The sequence below is a fragment of the Halobacteriovorax sp. YZS-3-1 genome, assembly GCF_047084945.1.
Classification (GTDB): Bacteria; Bdellovibrionota; Bacteriovoracia; order Bacteriovoracales; family Bacteriovoracaceae; genus Halobacteriovorax_A; species Halobacteriovorax_A vibrionivorans.
On sequence record NZ_JBKIYI010000002.1, the window covers coordinates 543,411 to 560,546 of the forward strand.

A 17,136-nucleotide genomic window follows, 5' to 3' on the forward strand; every position below is an offset into this window, starting at 1 on the left:
GATATTTCTATGAAATTGATCACTATTAGCTTAATCATCTTGAACTTTTGTTTCACTCCTGTCGTACAAGCGGCCAATAATATTGACTTAAATTCACTCGTCTTACCAACTGAAGTAAAAGGACTTGAGAAGAAGTCTGGTTCACTTTATTTTTCAAAATCTGTTAAGAATGAAGTACTCATTCCGACAAATTTTTGGGGTGAAGTAAAATCAGCAGGTCTACACTTTGTTCCAAAGGGAACAAGCCTAATAAATGGTCTTTCTCTTGCTGGGGGAGCTACAGGGAGTGCTAACTTAAACGAAGTTCAAATTACTCGTAAGAGTGGAAAAGAGCTTAAGACAATTGAATTTGATCTTAGTAGCGGTGGTGATTTCAATAGCCACAACTTTCAACTACAGCCAGGTGACGTTGTCTATTTAAGAAAAGAGCGATTCTACGAAAATAGAATTTGGTATACATCAATTCTTTCAATTCTTGCGACAACACTAGGTTCATACTTAATCTATAAGAAAATCGACTAATTGATTAGATTATTCACTACTTTTATATTCTTATTCTTCTTGTTGTAGAGAATCGTTTCCTTGTGATTTGAACTTATTATATTACTGCTAATAACGGCCTTACTCGATTTATCCTTTTGATCGGTAATTGCAATGGCAACTTTTTGAAGTCCATTTTTATTTTCGATATTATTAGCACTTATAATACAATTTTCTACACCTGAGCTTAGAATTGCATATCCTTCTTCCTTATTGCCATTATCCACGAGATTATTGGCCGAAATCGTGACATTCTTTATAGCATCTTGATCCTTTTCAAGATTCGCTAAGAAGATTCCTCTAGAATTATTCTCACTAATAATATTGGAGCTAATAACTAGACTCTCAACCCCATGCCTTATGAAAATTGCAGCATTTCCTCTCTTGGCACCAACCGTACCTGCTTTTTTAATAATGTTATTGGCAATGACAAAGTCTTTTACTTTTGTTGTTTTGCTAGCTCCTGAAGATATGTGAATAGCGCTATAAGCGGTGTTTAAAATCTCATTTCCTGAAATTACCACCTTTCCTGTAGCACCAGTGCTATCCGGAGAGACTCCCTTAACTTCGATAGCATTCTTAGAGCAATTCTTAATGATATTATCACTTATAATCAGCTCCTCTCCACTCCAGTAAGTATCGATTGCATCTTGTGAATCTTGATGTTTCTTTATTCCGATATCATTAAATAAGTTTTTTGAAATAATACATTTCTTAATTCTCTGCCTTAATCTAATACCATCATATAAAGTCTCCTTAATGATATTGTCGATAATCTGAAGATCCTCAACACTGTGTAGATATAGTGCCCTTGAATATTTTCCGCTGAATATATTTTTAGAGATGACAATTGATTTAACAGGGGACTTATAAGTTAATTTAAGATCTGAATCAGAATTCTTATCTGCTGAGATAGAACAGTAATGGCTACTTTCAAATTTACAATTATGAATTCTAATACTTTTGCTACTTTCTCCAATAATAATGTCAGAAACTCCATTGGTGTACTTTGAACCTTGTGATTTAAAAACAATCCCATTAACTTCACAGTTGCTCCCCTTGGTTAGGAGAGTATAGCTTGATTTGTTTTTGCGAATAAGTGTTCCATTACCGTGTATTTTCGATTGATTCACAACGATATCACCGGCGATAAAACCGTGTGTCGTCATAGGTATATAGGCACTTGAGTTTGCTTTTAAACATGCCCTGATAGCACTTGAGGCATCTGTTTTTCCATCACTTAGTGCTCCATAATTAGTTATGTCATCGGCTCGTTTATCACGATTTGTATTTGTCTTAGAGTTTTTCTTCGTACTTGTTTGGCCAAATACTGGTGCAGCTATACTTAGTCCAATTAGTTTTAAAAAGTGTGATCTTTTCATTACGGGTTGACCCTTTTAAGATATTTCTTTGAAGAGTATTCTTCATATGAATTCTGTATACTCATAATCTTCTTATATATTTCTAAAATCTCTTTGGCAGTCCTTTCAATATTAAACATATCGAGAACAAGATTTTTGCCATTTAATGTATATTCAATCGCATTCTTCTTATTTTTAATTACTTCTAGGATTTTATTAGCAACTTCTTGTGGATTATCTCGTGACGTAATAAAGCCTGTATACCCTTCAATAATGATTTCTGGGATACCTCCTGTTTTACAACTTATAACAGGTCTTTGTGCAAGAAGAGGTTCTATAACACCACCACAGCTTTCTGAAAGGGGCAGGTGAATAGCGTAGTCGAGGTTTTGCCAGCCTTTTGCCGCTTCACTTGGAGGGATCTTTCCAGTGATAACGATATTATCTCTTTCATCGACTGGAATTGATCGTCTTAGCAATTGTTCATATGAAGTTGAATCTCCCCACTGTCCACCAATAAAGAGCCCTTTTATTCTTGGCTCTTGTTGCCTGGCAATTTCAATGGCCTTAATCATGACTTCATGATTTTTAAGGCCTACTTTTTGACCCAGAAATTTCTTAGGTGGATAGATATAACATACATTTCCAATAACAATGTCACTATCCTTGAATCCGCATTTATTTCGTAAATGATTATCTCTTTTTAAGTGATCACTATCAGAAGAGTTAAATTGACTATAGTCATTACCGTAGTAGCTGAGATCGACACGCTCTTCATTTATTCCGCTTTTGATATAGAGACTTTTGATATGTTTAGAAGAGGCAATCCAGCGGTCATTCTTTCTTGCTGAAAATAGATCGATATATTTAAAGATAGCGTGTTCAAGATGAAGTGGTCCAGGAACTTGAAATATTCGAGTAGGTTTTAACCTAAAAGATGCCATTCTCATATGAATCGTGTTGATAAAGAAGTGGCTATGAATGATATCAGGATTAACTTCTTTAATTAATCTTCTTAAAGATAAGATAGACTTTAGGGTTTTAAAAGGGTGCAAAGGGTTTAAGATTGACTCTAGGGTATATATAGTTGCACCACTTTCTTTCCATTCATTATAGAATTTACCAGTATTATTATTTAAGACAACATGTACATCAATCCCACAACGAACAAGAAACTTTACTTGATGAAGTGCCCAACTAGCACCTTCAGTTGTTTTTATAATTTGCATAACTCTTATGTCTTTATTCATGAGTCGCTACTTTTCCTTGTCCTTTCGTAATGAAATTATTGGCCTGAATGATTATAAAATAAATGATGATTGCGTATAAATTCCCTTTAAAAAAGGCCAAGGAATCATTTCGAAAGCAATACATCGTAAATCCGTGAAAGAATACACTATAGTATTTAAAGAACTTTCCACGATTAATATTATAGTTACAATATCTTTGTATTAGAACGATAATGGCAAATGTTATAATAACGCCAATATATCCAAAATTCATATATCCTTCAGCATCTAGGCCAAATCCATATCCAGAGTCTCCACCAGGGGCATAATTATCTTTTAGCCAGGCGAGATTATTATAAGAAGATTTATAGATAAAGCTTGGAAGTAAACTTAAGAAGCTGTGTAGATAGGTCTCTCCGTAAAAGAAGTTATATTTAATATCTACCATTTTTGCCGTAAACGCGTTTACGAATAAAAGTGATCCCTGATTAAGAAATGATTCAATGTAGTTCGTTGTTTTCTGAGTAGCATCTCTTAGTAAGAATATCAAAGTACCACCAATCCCAAGAAGAGATAGTGATGAGGTCAGAATTAGCTTCTTTTTAAAACTTGTTCGATGGTGAATTAGGAGATGTCCTACGATTGAAAATAACGGGAAAATGAAATCTCTTTCTCCTGTAACTAAGCAGTATGCAATATAAGTAAAGAAGTTTAAATAATAGAATCTTCTCGTTTTATTCTTTCTACACAAATAATAAAATGACGTAAGAAATAGTTGTAGTAAGAGATAGATATAGTGTATCGAATTACCAATTAATGAGATCTTTGTAACTTTGTCTATATTGAGACCAATCGTTACAATTTTTGTAATATTAAAAACTGCTAAGAAAATAAAAGCGATAAAGATCCAGTTTAGAAGAGGGAAGTTTTCTCTAACTTCTTTAATCTCTGTGTTTCTTGGCCTTATTAGCACTGATAAAATCGACATCGTTGCAATAGCACATAGGAAGTTCGTACTTGCTATATGGATGTAGTCCTTAGGTGTTCCAAAGTAGATTCCATTTCCAAGGATTAGGTTTAGAATCGGGCCCATTGAAAAGAAAAAGTAGAATAGGATAAAGTATGTTAAATGATCCTTCCAACCATTGATGAAGAACTTTATAACGAGAATTATTAGACATAGATAAAAATGATATTCGATTAATTCAAAATTCATGTCGTAATTCTCTAACTTTCTTTGTGATAAAAACTATATTAATTATAATATAAAATGCCTGAGCAATAATGAATGCATCAAAACTACCTTCTATTTCACTACCTTTAATTAAAACCATGGCCACCGCAAAGTGAACGATTAAGGTTAAAGAAGTGAAGAGAAAGCTCGTCTTATAAGATCTTAAAGCAATCACAAAGTAGTTTATCATGATAATAGCAATAGCTTGCGGAATGATTATATTCAAATAATGTAGGTAATGAGCATACTCGGTGTATTTCGTACCAAAGATCAAATTGTAGATGAATTGCCCAATGAGTTCATTAAATAGAATGAATGATGAAGATGTCATAAAAGCAAAGATAATATATGACTTAATCATTTTTCGTGTCTCTACCAGACTATTAAGTGATAGTGATAATTTATTAAGTGAGACTTGAATGAACGAGTTTGTAATTATAATTATTGAAGAATAGAAAAAGAAGAATGTTGAAAAGATGGCAACACTTGTTTTGTCATAGTAGAAGTCCAGAAGGTATCGTGGAATATTTGCATTTACAGAGTTAACAAGAGAGGCCAGGGCAAGGGGAGTGGTTAGGATTGTGATTCTCTTTATATAATCAGTTTTAAATGAAAAACTTGGTATAGAGGTCTTAAGATCAATTACAAAGAAGATTGTAGTAATTAACAGTATTCCTATTAAGAAATGATCGATGGCAATATCGGCTTGAATATTGGCCACAAGACAAATGATGATTATGAAAAGACTTTTCAAGGAAAGACTTACACCAATATAGCGTATATCCTTTTGTCTTTGTTTAACTGTATAGGCCAAGTCTGAGAGTAGGTCGCCACCCCTTATTAGCATTAATAAGATAAATACACTGTTATCAACGTTTGGAACGAACAATTTCAATATTAATAAAGAACAAAGAAAGTAAATTATCGTTGACACTATTCTATGAGTAAAAATATCCGAGACATTTACTTCTTCATTGTGACTGTTAAAAAAGTTTCTTAGTGAGAAACAGAAGAAGAGAGTGAGTGGTGCAAGATAAGATAGTGAAAGTGCGTAGTCCCCGAGAGTCGCCGTCGGATAATTATTACTAATTATCTTAATAATTACCCACTGACATAGTGAATATGAAACGATTCCTATTGAATTAAAAATAGGCAAACTTTTATTTTTTAAGATGCTCTTCATTCCTATTAATAATAACTTAACGGAGATTTATTTACATTAAGGATAAATTTACCTTGTTGATGTTTATATTGCAGATGGCTAAAATTTATTTAACTTTTTGAGTGGGGTATTTGTGAGTTTTTCCTATGTCGTAAATATATTCTTTAGGCCAGTTTTGGATCTGCTAATTATTAATACATATTTAGTAGTTTTAGGATTGGTGAGACAAGAGTCTTTCTTCGACAATTATCTTGAATTCACTTCACTTTTTATCTTCTTCAGTGTTGTAACACAGAGTAACTTAGACTCTTGGAGGCATACGACTCCATTTAGTATCTTAAGAGCAGCTACTGCTCTGACTGCAACTTGCTTTTCATTACACTTTGTTTTTAATGTTGATCAGCAGTTTCTATTCAGTCTCTATTCTGTATCACTTGTGACTATGCTTATCTCGAGAATTGTTCGTAAATTAATTTTTGAAAACGCAAATAATCACAACTTTCAAAGAACACTTATTGTTGGAAGCGATAAGAAAGCAGTCTCTCTAGCAAATCATGTTAATAAAGAAACACATAATATCGTTGGGTTCGTTGATGATTTTGATGTCAATCTCGTTAAAGGAAAGTTTAAGGTTCTTGGAAAGATTGAGAACTTAAAAGAAGTGATCCAAGAATTTAAAATCAAAGAAGTTATCATTATTGATTGCAACTATTTTAATAAGTCTAAGCTTATTAAAGATGTCTGTAATGAGCTATCAGTTACGATTTCAGAAGCAAACCTATTTTCGGGTCAAAACTTTAAAATTAATAAATTAGAGCTTAATTCACTTCTTGGGAGAGAGCCTAAGGAAGTGGACCTCTCTGACCTGGCCGTTTCAATTGGATCTGCAAAAGTATGTGTAACTGGAGCAGGTGGAAGTATCGGTTCAGAATTAGTTAGACAATTGACATTAATGCAGCCTGAAGAAATTGTTCTAATTGAAAATTGTGAGTACAACTTATTTAAAATTACAAATGAGGTTAAAGCATTAAACCTTGAAAATACAAAGATTATTCCACGCATGATTGATATCACAAATATGGAAGCCTTACGAAGCTGCTTTCAAGCTTCATGTCCTGATTATGTTTTTCATGCAGCAGCCTATAAGCATGTGGCACTAGTGGAGAGTAATCCAAAAGAAGCAATCGTAAATAATGTTTTAGGTACTAAGAACTTACTAGATCTTTCAAAAGAATTTCCAATAAAGAGCTTTATACTAATCTCAACAGATAAGGCCGTTAATCCAACTTCTGTAATGGGTGCAACTAAGAGGTTATGTGAAATCCTTTTAGCTTGTTATGCAAAGGAGAGTAGTTGTGAGTATCGTGCAGTACGCTTTGGAAACGTTTTAGGATCAAGTGGTTCACTAATCCCAATTGTAATGGATCAGATCTTAAATAATGAAAAAGTAACTATTACTGATATTCGAATGAAGCGCTATTTTATGACTATTCCTGAAGCTGTGGGACTTGTTTTAAATAGCTTAACAGTGTCTGAGAATGCTTCGTTATGTGTTTTGAAGATGGGTGAGCCTATTCGTATCATTGATATTGTCGAAAGACTTGCAAAAACAATGGGAAAGACTCTTGATAGTCTAAATATCGTTTTTACTGGAATGAAAAAAGGTGAAAAGCTTTTTGAAGAACTTTATCTAACTGGTGAAGAGCATCAGACCTCTCATGATGATATTGTCACACTTCCAAATTGTGACTGTGGTAGCAACGTTGATGATGAGATTTCTCGTAAAATGCTAATGAAGCGTATTAATGAAATTATTCTGGCCGCAATTGAGAATGACCCGAATTGTATTTTGGAGATGTCACAATTAATTAACGAAACAAATAATACGATCAATAATAAGTCTGGCTTTATTGTTCAGCTTGGTGAGGCCGGGTAGTGAAAAGAGCCTTTGATATTGCTTTTTCAATTTTTGCAATTGCAATTACTTCTCCTATTTTAGTCCTCGTATCATTTCTAAGTTTACTTATTCAAGGGCGACCAATTTTCTTTATACAAGAGCGCGTTGGTTACAAGAATAAAATTTTTAAAATGATTAAGTTTAGAACGATGAGTCTTGATACTTCACTTGATGAGTCACAAAGAATTGGCTTTTACGGGAAAATGCTAAGAAAGTTTAGCATCGATGAACTCCCTGAGTTCTTTAATATTCTCTTTGGTGACTTAAGTGTTGTAGGCCCAAGACCACTTCTTAAAGAATATATACCATTCTATACAAAAGAGCAGGCGAGAAGACACGATGTAAAACCTGGTCTAACTGGTCTTGCTCAAGTATCAGGTCGAAACTCTCTTTCTTGGAATGAAAAGTTTAAATTTGATATCTCTTATATTGAAAAACAGTCCTTCTTCTTTGATATTAAAATAATTTTTATGACAATAAAGCAGATGATTAAGCCTGTCGGTATTAATTCTAGTAAAACAAAGAGTATGGAACGATTCGATCATCCTTTTTATTTATTTGGGGGTGGTGGCCATTCGCTTTCAGTACAATTTGCGGCCGAGGAGAGTGGCCAAGATATATACGCAATCTATGATAAAAACTTAGATAATATTCAAGCTCTTCATTTTTATAAAGATGCAATTTTAACAGATTCTCTGCCTGTGAATATCGCAGGAGTTCGTGGAGTTCTAGCAATTGGAAGTAATTCAATTAGAAAGAAGCTTTCACAAGACTTATCAGCTAAATGGGAAACGATTATACATCCTAGTGCTACGATTCATGAAAGTGCTGTCATTGGCCATGGAACTGTTGTTCTAAGTGGTGCATATATTGGCCCTAACGCTGTCGTTGGTAATCATGTCATTATCAATACTGGATCTATTGTTGAGCATGATTGTGTCGTTGAGGACTTCTCACATATTTGTCCTAATACAACTCTTTGCGGAGGAGTTCATATTGGTGAGTTGACTATGGTTGGAGCAGGCTCTGTCGTAAAACCTCTTGTAAAAATATGTTCTGAAGTTGTTATTGGACTTAATTCTAGTGTTATTAAAAATATTGATAAGCCGGGGACTTATATAGGTCAGCCAGTAAGGAGATTACCTGTGAATAAACAAGTTGAAAAAGCAGATATTAGATTATCAATGGCAAAGCCTGTTATTGAAAAAGATGATATTGACGGCGTTGTTTCAGTTCTAGAAAGTGGTATTCTTTCTCTTGGACCAAAGGTTGAAGAGTTTGAAAAAAATATTCAGGATTATATTGGAGTTAAAGAAGCAGTCGCTGTAAGCTCTGGTACTTCTGCTCTTTATTTAGCTCTTCTTGCCCTTGGCGTAGGAGAGGGAGATGAAGTAATAGTACCTTCTTATACTTTTGTTTCATCTGTTTCAGTTATTCTTCATGCAGGTGCAACTCCTGTCTTTGCTGATATTGAAGACGTTACTCATTGTGTATGTCCAAGAGATATTGAAGCAAAGATAACGGATAAAACTAAGGTTATTCTTGGTGTTGATATCTTTGGTCATCCTGCAAATTGGAAAGAGATTTGTAAAATTGCTAAGAAACACAACCTCAAAACGATAGATGATTCTTGTGAAGCACTAGGTGCAAAAATAGATGGAAAAATGGTTGGTACATTTGCAGATGTTTCTACATTTGCGTTTTATCCAAATAAGCAAATCACAACAGGTGAGGGTGGAATACTTGTTACTGATGACGAAGAAGTGGCAATGCATGTAAGGGCCTTAAGAAACCAAGGAAGAAGTAGCATGGGGGGATGGCTCAAGCACGACTTTCTAGGGTTTAATTGCCGAATGAGTGAGCTAAGTGCTTCACTTGGTGTTACTCAACTTAATAAAATTGATAAAATTCTTGATGATAGGGAGCGCGTTGCTCATATGTATAATGACGCCCTAAAGGGGCTTGAGAATCTTACTCTTCAAGTAATTGATGAGGGTGTCACGATGAGCTGGTTTGTCTATGTGGTCAAACTTGGACGTGGTATAAGTCGTGATGCTGTTATTGAAGAGCTTGGAAAAAGAGAGATTCCTGCTCGAGCATACTTTGATGCAATACATGAGCAACCATTTATGAAAAACTTTAAAGTGGATACCTCTGGGCTAGAAAATACAATTGATATTAGTACACGAACACTAGCTCTTCCTTTTCATGGAATGATGACAAAAGAAGAAGTTGATTTTGTATCGAAAAACCTTATCGAGGTTATCGATTTACTAAAGCCTCAACTTGCTGTTGCATAGAATAGGTCGTTGATGTTTAAAGAGTATAAAGTCGAAACAATTTCAGAGGGCGGCCTAGGAACGGTATTCTTAGGCGCCTCTAATATTCCTGTAAAAAAACTAGAAGCTAGAATTAATTTCTTGGCCACACAAGGTTGGCAGGTCGTTTTTCAAGTAATCGAAAAAAAGCGATTTCTCTTATTTTGGCAAAGAGAGACAGTTATTCTCACTGTAGGAAGATAAAGCGAGTACTCTATAAATCCTTCTTTTATAAAATATCATCATCTAAGGCTGTGTAATCATAGATCATAAGCATTTGTTTGTTATTAAAGACATTGTAGTGTATACTAAGAGAGTCCGAAGACGTCTTTATAGCTCAAGTAGCTCATCATCACTGTTTTATAAACTTCTCTAGACCAAAATATTTTAAATATAACTCGTAACCTTTTACGAGAGAGACATCATAGTCTCATCACTTACCTTGGAGGTAAAAATGAAATCAAACATCTACGTAGGAAACCTTTCATATAATATTGAAGATTCTGAATTAAAAACACTTTTTTCTAATGTTGGAGAAGTTGTAAGTATCAACCTAATTAGAGATCGTGACTCTGGCCGTGGTAGAGGCTTTGGATTTATTGAAATGGAAAATGGAGAAGATGCTAAAAAAGCTATAACTGAACTTCATGACCAAGAATTTATGGGAAGACCATTAATTGTTAATCTAGCAAAAACACGAGTTAAAGAAAGAACTAATCGTTACTAGTCCTTTATTTGAACAACTGGGCGTCATTTATGGCGCCATTACAAAAAAGTTCTAATCAAAGGGGAAAGTATGATTATCGATTTAAATGACTATATTAAAAATAAAACTAAGGTTTATTCTTTAGAAAGCGGTGTTGGTGAAATTACTAATATCTTCAAAATGTATGATGGTATTAGTGACTTTTTTGAAATTAGATTCGAAAAAGAGGGGATTACAAAATTTATCTCAATTTCTCATTTAGAAGATATTCGTATCGCTACTTGTGAAAACAAACTACAGCAAGCTTTGATCAATCTAGAGAAGAAGATCAATTGTAATGAATTTGATTTCAATCTTGATTATCATAACCATGAAGTTACAAGACTTGATTTAATTTACATTATCAATACGATTGCTAAGTTAACAAATCAAGAAGTTTTAAGTTTACAAGATAAGGACATGCTTGAGTGCTGTGTTGATAGTCTTGTTCATGAAGTTTCTCATACATATGAGACATCAATGAAAAATGCACAGGGTATCGTAAGCGGTCATATGTGCTAATGATTAATACCTCTCGGTAATGACGCAATTATTCCTTATAAAGGGCTTTACTTCTTTACTATATATTAAGAATTCTATTAAAATAGCTAGGTGGTTAAGCTTTATTTAAATATATTTATACTGATAATTTGTCTGTGTGTTCAGGCAAAGGCACTTGCTTCTATTTATGAAGGGGTTAGTACAGTAGATCAACATCTAATTAAATATCAAAATATAAACCAAACTCATCATGATAATATCGATGATGAACCTCACACTCATTCTCATAAACACTCTGAAGATGGTGAGGAGCACGAGCATCACCATGGTACGAGAAAAATATCTAACTCAGAATTTCAAATATATAATCTTTCTAAGATAAGCTTTACGACTCCATTTCTCGAAGTCAATAAAAGTACATTCTTGGAAAAAAATCTCGTTTCAAAATTCTTACCTAATACTTTGTTTAAGCCTCCTATTTGTTAAAAAAATAACGATTAATTTTTTATTTTTTACTAGGAGAATTTATGTCTAAGTTAATACGCGGATTTGTGCCTCTTCTTTTTTCTGCAAATCTATTTGCACACGGAATTAGTGAAGAAGCAAAACAGGCCATGATAGATGGTGGCCTATTAAGATATGTTTGGCTTGGTGCTGAGCATATGATTACAGGATATGACCACTTACTTTTCTTATTTGGGGTTATTTTCTTTTTAAAAACATTTAAAGATATTGTGCGATTTATAAGTATTTTTACACTCGGTCACAGTATTACTTTAATCTTTGCAACCTTTATGGGGATTACAGCTAATTATTGGTTAGTTGATGCTGTTATTGCTATTTCTGTTATTTACAAGGGATTTGATAATAATAAAGGCTTTCAAGAATACTTTGGAATGAATAAGTCGCCAAGTTTATTGTGGATGGTTTTTATCTTCGGTCTAATACACGGATTTGGCCTTTCTACTCGTCTACAACAACTTCCTTTAGGAGAGAAGGGAAGTGGTATGCTAATGCGAATTATTTCTTTTAATATTGGGGTTGAACTTGGGCAGATCGTGGCCCTTGCGATTATGCTTTTGATTATCACACAATTACGTCGTCATCATATGTTTAAAAGGCTCTCACGAGTGTTTAATGATGGGATAATGTTAGCAGGTTTCATGCTTCTTCTAATGCAATTACATGGTTATCTTCATACATCTGGGCCAGATGAGTTTGGCTTTAGTGAAGACAATCATATGCACCACCATATGAAATTAGAAAATGAGCAAGAATATCAACATGATAATTTATAAGGAGAAAATATGAAAAAACTATCACTTTTAATTCTACTTTGTGTAAGTAGTCTGACATTTGCAGGAACTGGTCATTCACATGGTCATGGACATTCTCATGGCCATAGTCACTCTCATAAAAAAGTTTCAATCTCTAAAGAAAAGAGTAAAGAAGTTGGGAAGTATCATATGTTAAGACTTATTAGTTCTGGCAAGATTGATAAGTCATGGAAGGCTGCAAATTATGATACATCAGTAAAGAAAGTATTTGGTAAGAAGACTGAATGGGTTGTTACATTTAATAATGAAAAAGGTGTAAAAGGTAAGAAGCTTTATATCTTTTTAAAACTAACAGGTGAGTTTGTTGCAGCAAACTTTACGGGGAAGTAATATGTGGTTAGCAATAGGAAAGACAGTAGTTGCGGCTGTTTTAATTAGTTTTGTTTCGTGGTTATCAGGTAAGAAAACTGGATTGGCCGGCTTTATTACGGCCCTTCCCTTAACGACATTACTTGCATTAGCGTTTTCTCATTTAGAGTGGGGAGATTCAAGTCAGTCTGTTGAATATGCAAAAAGTGTATTCGTTGCAATTCCTGTCTCTCTATTATTCTTTGTTCCATTTCTTTTGGCACAAAAGTTTAATCTAGGGTTTTGGAGTTGTTATTCAAGCGGTATTGTTCTCTTGGGTGTAGGCTACTTTGTTCACACTTACGTTGTAAAATTCTTCTAAAGACATATCACAGAGGGAGATTAACATTCTCCCTCTCTTTTCTTGCTCAAATCACTCCAGTAATGAATGAATCCTTAATACAATCATAATATTTTCTAACAGTTTGTGTTAAGAGCCTGTTATTATTCATAAGTAAATTAAAGTTGAAAAAATTACTATTGAATAAATTAATACATCCTATTGGCAATATATATTTTATTGAAGTGACTTGTTCCTGTATATTAAGACAAGGTATAAACAAAGGAGCATTTAATGAGTGCCAACGAAATCATTTTCTTACTTTCGTGCTTAGCTGTGATCGGAGTGTATATTTCGATACAAAAATTTATTAAAGTAAGATCATCGAAACGAGACTATCGTATTAATGCCGGAAAAATGAATAAAAGAGAAGATAAGAACAAAGGCGTTACGGCCGATCATTTAGTGGCAAAAAAGAAAAACGAACAATTGTCTAATGCAGACAAGTACAAAAAGACTTAACAGTTAAAAATATGAGGCTATGATTTTAATTAACGTAGCCTCATTCTCTCAAAGTTCTGCTTAAGAATGAAGTCCAATGCAGGATTCTCAATAATTCTCTTACTATATATCAAATAATAACTAGTCGTTACACCTTTCAGATTGCCAATTTTTACAAGCTTTTTATCATTTACGAGATCTTTTGTAATGAAACTAGGTAAGAAGATTAGACCATCGCCTCGTGTTGCTAAGATTCTTTGAAGCGAAGTATCTTGAGTTTCTGCAATAATCTTTGGCCTTACTCCTTTTTCATGCATGAAATATTCCACATCGCTTCTAATTTTTGAATGGGAAGTTGGAACAATGCAAGGTGCACCATCAAGTGATTTAGGAAATCCCTTTTTTAAATGTTCATATTCAGCTGAAGCGTAGACACTAATTTGTTTTGTTAATATTTTTTTGGAAAAGATATTATGTCTTTCTAGCTTGTTAATTTCTTGATCCGATATCATGACTTCGATTTGATGTGTCTTTAACTGCCTTAACAGTTCATCAGGAGATCCTTCGTAAATTGAAAGGAAGCATCCAGTCTTACGATGGGCCAAGTCAACAATGTCACATATTAAGTGTTTAGGTATACTATCAAGCGCACCAATGCTTAGATGAATTTCATTAGTAAACACCTTGTCATCAATTAACTCTATTAACTCTTGACCTAGTGAGTTTATCTTAGAGGCGTACTCAAGTACAACTTTTCCAGGCCCTGTTAATACCATTTTTCTTCTTTTACGTTCAAAGAGCTGTACACCCAAGTATTCCTCTAGGTTTTTTAGTTGAGTACTTAAGGCGGGCTGTCCAACCTTTAAAACCTCTGAAGCTTTAGATATACTGCCTTGTCTGGCAATTTCTCTGAAGTATATAAGATGATGATAATTAATCCATTTCATACTTAACCTTTTATTAATTTTTTCAATACTAAAGATTATTTTTATATATTTTATTAATATCTTATAATGCTGTTAAAATCAAATTTGTAAGTTTGTACGAAGGAACACATTGAAAATACTAATGGATAATTTATTTTCAGCTACAAGTATAGATAACTTATTTGGTACTCTTGTTGCCATAATAGGGGTGGGGGTTTTTCTATATAGTTACTTTTACATGAAGAGCTATTCTTCTCGAGTTAAAACTGTTTTTTATACATCCCTTACTCTTTTTACTATTTCAATGTTTGGGATTATATATTCCGCAAACCTATTATTACTTTATTTATTTTGGGAAATGACAAGTGTTACTTCGTTCTTCTTGATTGGACTTAAGAATGAAGACTCACAAGTTAAGGAGAAGGCGAAGTGGGCCCTCTATACTACTGTTGGAGGTGGACTCTTTCTTTTGGCCGGAATAATGATGACTTCTCAAATTGGGATGGAATCCGGTTTAACATTTTTTGAATCTCTTCACTTACCAACGTTATTTAAGGTTACAAACTTTCATCAACATGAATATTTTAACTTATCACTTTTTGCAATATTTATAGGAATTGCTTCAAAATCTGCTCTCTTTCCATTCTCTTATTGGCTACCTCTGGCCATGGCCGGACCGACTCCTGTAAGTAGTTTTCTACACTCAGCGACTATGGTAAAGGCCGGTTTGCTATTAGGTGTTAAAATATTTCCATTATTTTCTCAAAGTATTCTATGGCATGACCTATTTGTTTACTCAGGTGTCATTACTGTTTTATATGGTGGATTTCAATGCCTTTTACAGGGTAATTTTAAGACCATGTTGGCATACTCAACTATTTGTATCCTCGGTATGCTAGCTATTCTACTTGGACTTGCTAATGATTACTCTATGATAAGTTTTGTATTACTCGTTGTAGCGCATGCTTTTTATAAAGCTGGCCTATTCCAATTTGTCGGCTATTTTGCAAAAGCTTACAATACGATGGAGCGTGAAGATCTTATTAATAGTGAGAATAAAAGTATCCTACCATTCATTATTGCTCTTTTATGTGCCATGAGTATGGTTGGTTTTCCTTTGAGTATCGGTTTTTATGCTAAAGAGTTTATTTATACAACGAGTATTAAATCTGAACTTTTATGGATTGTTACTCCGACTTTCTTTCTAGGTAATCTCTTTATGGGAATTCAAGCAATTAATCTCTTGCGAGTTACTTGGCCTAGAAAGCGTGTCGACAAAGAAAGATCAATTCATGCTAAAGGTTATAAGAGCTTACTGATCTCACCATTATTATATTCATTGATGGCCTTACTAGTTGCGATCGCTCCTAATTTATTTGGTTTAGGTAGTATTTCAGATGGTGTTTTAATTGATACTGGCCTTTTCAACGACAATACACATATTAAGTTATGGCATGGGTTTGAATATCCTTACAATATTGTTCTTATCTTAAGTCTTATAACAATTCTAGGAAGTATTTCAGGAAGCTTTATCCTCGATAAGTACTTTATAAGCTTTGATCGATTATCTCAAAAGTATTCTGAATTTAGTCCATGGCCAAAGCTTGTAAAAGCTCTTCATTGTACACTTGATATATTCAAAAAGATGAACTCTCTTATGGTAAATGGAGACTTTGCTCACTATATAAGATGTACGGTTGGATTCCTTGCAATACTTACTTTAAGTACTCAATTTGGAATATCAAATATAAGTATCCCTGAGATAGACCTTACACTTTCTAAGGCTTTATGTTTAGTTGGTGTTCTAGGAGGTCTTATTTTTGCATACTTAAGTCGTTCTGATATTAAAGCAATCCTTTACTTTGTTATATCAGGTTTCTTCCTAGTCGTATTCTTTGGTTATCATAGTGCCGCTGATGTGAGTATGACACAACTAATGGTTGAAACACTTTCTCTCTTCTTTGTTTTCTTTTTGATAAAGGCTGTACCGATTAATGGAGATAATTATAGGCGAAATATAAAACTCAACAATTTCATCGTAGCATTACTTTTTGGTTTATCTCTATGGTTATTTGCAATAGCAAATCGTATGAAGTTTGATTTGAGTGCTAGTCGATACTTTTTTGAAAACTCAAAGATTCTTGCAAAAGGAGAGAATGTCGTAAACGTTATCTTAGTGGATTATCGAGCGATGGATACTTTTGGAGAAGTTCTAGTTGTTGCTATCGCAATCATTGGTGTTTTAGCGATCTTCTCAAAGCGAGGTAAACGTGAATGAATCTTTAATTCGAGGAAGTTTTAAAGTCGTTTGTCCACTTTTAGGAATACTTTCGTTTATCTTTCTTTTAAGAGGACATGATCTTCCTGGTGGAGGTTTTATTGGTGGGCTACTTATGTCTTTAGCTTTGATCCTTCACATCATTGCCCGAAGTGAATCAAGAACTAAGATGTGGTTGAACGATAATTATTCTTCAATCGTTGCCATTTGTATTCTATTGCTAGTACTTGTCTTCATCACACCAATGTTTATAGGTAAGTCCGGTTTAAGTGCTATATGGACTAAGATACCTTTTCCTATCGCTGGAAAAGTAAGTTCGGTTCTACTATTTGATTCAATTGTTTTTGCAATTGTTTCTACTAGTACAACAATGGCCTATGTGAAATTTGTCGACTTTTCAAAGAGGAATAAACAATAAG

Annotated in this window: 18 protein-coding genes; 13 read left to right on the forward strand and 5 right to left on the reverse strand. The window is 33.8% G+C overall.

The window, feature by feature from the left end:
- The first annotated feature begins 9 nt into the window (after positions 1-9).
- Positions 10-522, forward strand: a complete 513-nt coding sequence (locus tag ACMAZI_RS12615) for a polysaccharide biosynthesis/export family protein (RefSeq protein ID WP_412474220.1) — start codon at positions 10-12, stop codon at positions 520-522.
- On the opposite strand, the gene ACMAZI_RS12620 is transcribed toward ACMAZI_RS12615, so the two are convergent.
- The 4 genes from ACMAZI_RS12620 to ACMAZI_RS12635 are packed head-to-tail and all read right to left on the reverse strand — an operon-like array spanning position 519 to position 5,259.
- Positions 519-1,922 (reverse strand): right-handed parallel beta-helix repeat-containing protein, encoded by a 1,404-nt coding sequence (locus ACMAZI_RS12620; RefSeq protein WP_412474221.1) that lies wholly within the window; start codon positions 1,920-1,922, stop codon positions 519-521. The genes ACMAZI_RS12615 and ACMAZI_RS12620 overlap by 4 nt on opposite strands.
- Positions 1,922-3,151 carry a glycosyltransferase family 4 protein gene (locus ACMAZI_RS12625; RefSeq protein ID WP_412474222.1) on the reverse strand — a complete coding sequence of 410 codons (1,230 nt, stop codon included), beginning with the start codon at positions 3,149-3,151 and terminating at the stop codon, positions 1,922-1,924. Before ACMAZI_RS12625 ends, ACMAZI_RS12620 begins: the two co-directional genes overlap by 1 nt.
- The gene (locus ACMAZI_RS12630) at positions 3,144-4,346 is read right to left on the reverse strand and encodes an O-antigen polymerase (RefSeq protein WP_412474223.1); all 1,203 of its coding nucleotides are present in this window, start codon (positions 4,344-4,346) and stop codon (positions 3,144-3,146) included. The genes ACMAZI_RS12625 and ACMAZI_RS12630 overlap by 8 nt, the downstream gene beginning before the upstream one ends.
- On the reverse strand, positions 4,336-5,259 hold the full coding sequence (locus ACMAZI_RS12635) for a hypothetical protein (protein ID WP_412474224.1): 924 nt from the start codon (positions 5,257-5,259) through the stop codon (positions 4,336-4,338). The genes ACMAZI_RS12630 and ACMAZI_RS12635 overlap by 11 nt, the downstream gene beginning before the upstream one ends.
- Before the next feature lie 400 nt (positions 5,260-5,659).
- Here ACMAZI_RS12635 and ACMAZI_RS12640 point away from each other — a divergent pair, with 400 nt between their 5' ends.
- From ACMAZI_RS12640 to ACMAZI_RS12685, 10 genes are all read left to right on the forward strand, one after another.
- Entirely contained in the window at positions 5,660-7,462 is a 1,803-nt protein-coding gene (locus ACMAZI_RS12640) for a polysaccharide biosynthesis protein (protein ID WP_412474225.1), read from the forward strand.
- On the forward strand, positions 7,462-9,783 hold the full coding sequence (locus ACMAZI_RS12645; protein ID WP_412474226.1) for a NeuD/PglB/VioB family sugar acetyltransferase: 2,322 nt from the start codon (positions 7,462-7,464) through the stop codon (positions 9,781-9,783). Before ACMAZI_RS12640 ends, ACMAZI_RS12645 begins: the two co-directional genes overlap by 1 nt.
- A 12-nt stretch (positions 9,784-9,795) precedes the next feature.
- Positions 9,796-10,005 (forward strand): DUF4177 domain-containing protein, encoded by a 210-nt coding sequence (locus ACMAZI_RS12650; protein WP_115361237.1) that lies wholly within the window; start codon positions 9,796-9,798, stop codon positions 10,003-10,005.
- 250 nt (positions 10,006-10,255) lie between these two features.
- Positions 10,256-10,528: an RNA recognition motif domain-containing protein gene (locus tag ACMAZI_RS12655; protein WP_115361235.1), complete on the forward strand. Its 273-nt coding sequence runs from the start codon at positions 10,256-10,258 to the stop codon at positions 10,526-10,528.
- A gap of 69 nt (positions 10,529-10,597) precedes the next feature.
- Complete coding sequence (locus ACMAZI_RS12660; RefSeq protein WP_115361233.1) at positions 10,598-11,068, forward strand: hypothetical protein; 471 nt, start codon at positions 10,598-10,600, stop codon at positions 11,066-11,068.
- 90 nt (positions 11,069-11,158) lie between these two features.
- The gene (locus ACMAZI_RS12665; protein WP_412474227.1) at positions 11,159-11,533 is read left to right on the forward strand and encodes a hypothetical protein; all 375 of its coding nucleotides are present in this window, start codon (positions 11,159-11,161) and stop codon (positions 11,531-11,533) included.
- A 41-nt stretch (positions 11,534-11,574) separates the two neighbouring features.
- The gene (locus tag ACMAZI_RS12670; RefSeq protein WP_115361229.1) at positions 11,575-12,345 is read left to right on the forward strand and encodes a HupE/UreJ family protein; all 771 of its coding nucleotides are present in this window, start codon (positions 11,575-11,577) and stop codon (positions 12,343-12,345) included.
- Between the two features lie 9 nt (positions 12,346-12,354).
- Positions 12,355-12,714 (forward strand): DUF6488 family protein, encoded by a 360-nt coding sequence (locus tag ACMAZI_RS12675; RefSeq protein ID WP_412474228.1) that lies wholly within the window; start codon positions 12,355-12,357, stop codon positions 12,712-12,714.
- 1 nt (position 12,715) lies between these two features.
- On the forward strand, positions 12,716-13,054 hold the full coding sequence (locus ACMAZI_RS12680) for a hypothetical protein (protein WP_334679017.1): 339 nt from the start codon (positions 12,716-12,718) through the stop codon (positions 13,052-13,054).
- A 252-nt stretch (positions 13,055-13,306) separates the two neighbouring features.
- A complete protein-coding gene (locus ACMAZI_RS12685; protein ID WP_115361221.1) occupies positions 13,307-13,534 on the forward strand; it encodes a hypothetical protein in 228 nt (75 codons plus the stop codon).
- A gap of 29 nt (positions 13,535-13,563) precedes the next feature.
- On the opposite strand, the gene ACMAZI_RS12690 is transcribed toward ACMAZI_RS12685, so the two are convergent.
- Positions 13,564-14,460: a LysR substrate-binding domain-containing protein gene (locus ACMAZI_RS12690; protein WP_115361219.1), complete on the reverse strand. Its 897-nt coding sequence runs from the start codon at positions 14,458-14,460 to the stop codon at positions 13,564-13,566.
- Positions 14,461-14,743: 283 nt separating this feature from the next.
- Between ACMAZI_RS12690 and mbhE the strand changes: the two genes are divergently transcribed.
- Positions 14,744-16,717: a hydrogen gas-evolving membrane-bound hydrogenase subunit E gene (gene mbhE, locus ACMAZI_RS12695; RefSeq protein ID WP_412475132.1), complete on the forward strand. Its 1,974-nt coding sequence runs from the start codon at positions 14,744-14,746 to the stop codon at positions 16,715-16,717.
- Positions 16,710-17,135, forward strand: coding sequence for an MnhB domain-containing protein (locus tag ACMAZI_RS12700; protein WP_334679019.1), 426 nt, complete (start codon positions 16,710-16,712; stop codon positions 17,133-17,135). The genes mbhE and ACMAZI_RS12700 overlap by 8 nt, the downstream gene beginning before the upstream one ends.
- The last annotated feature ends 1 nt before the right edge of the window (position 17,136 follow it).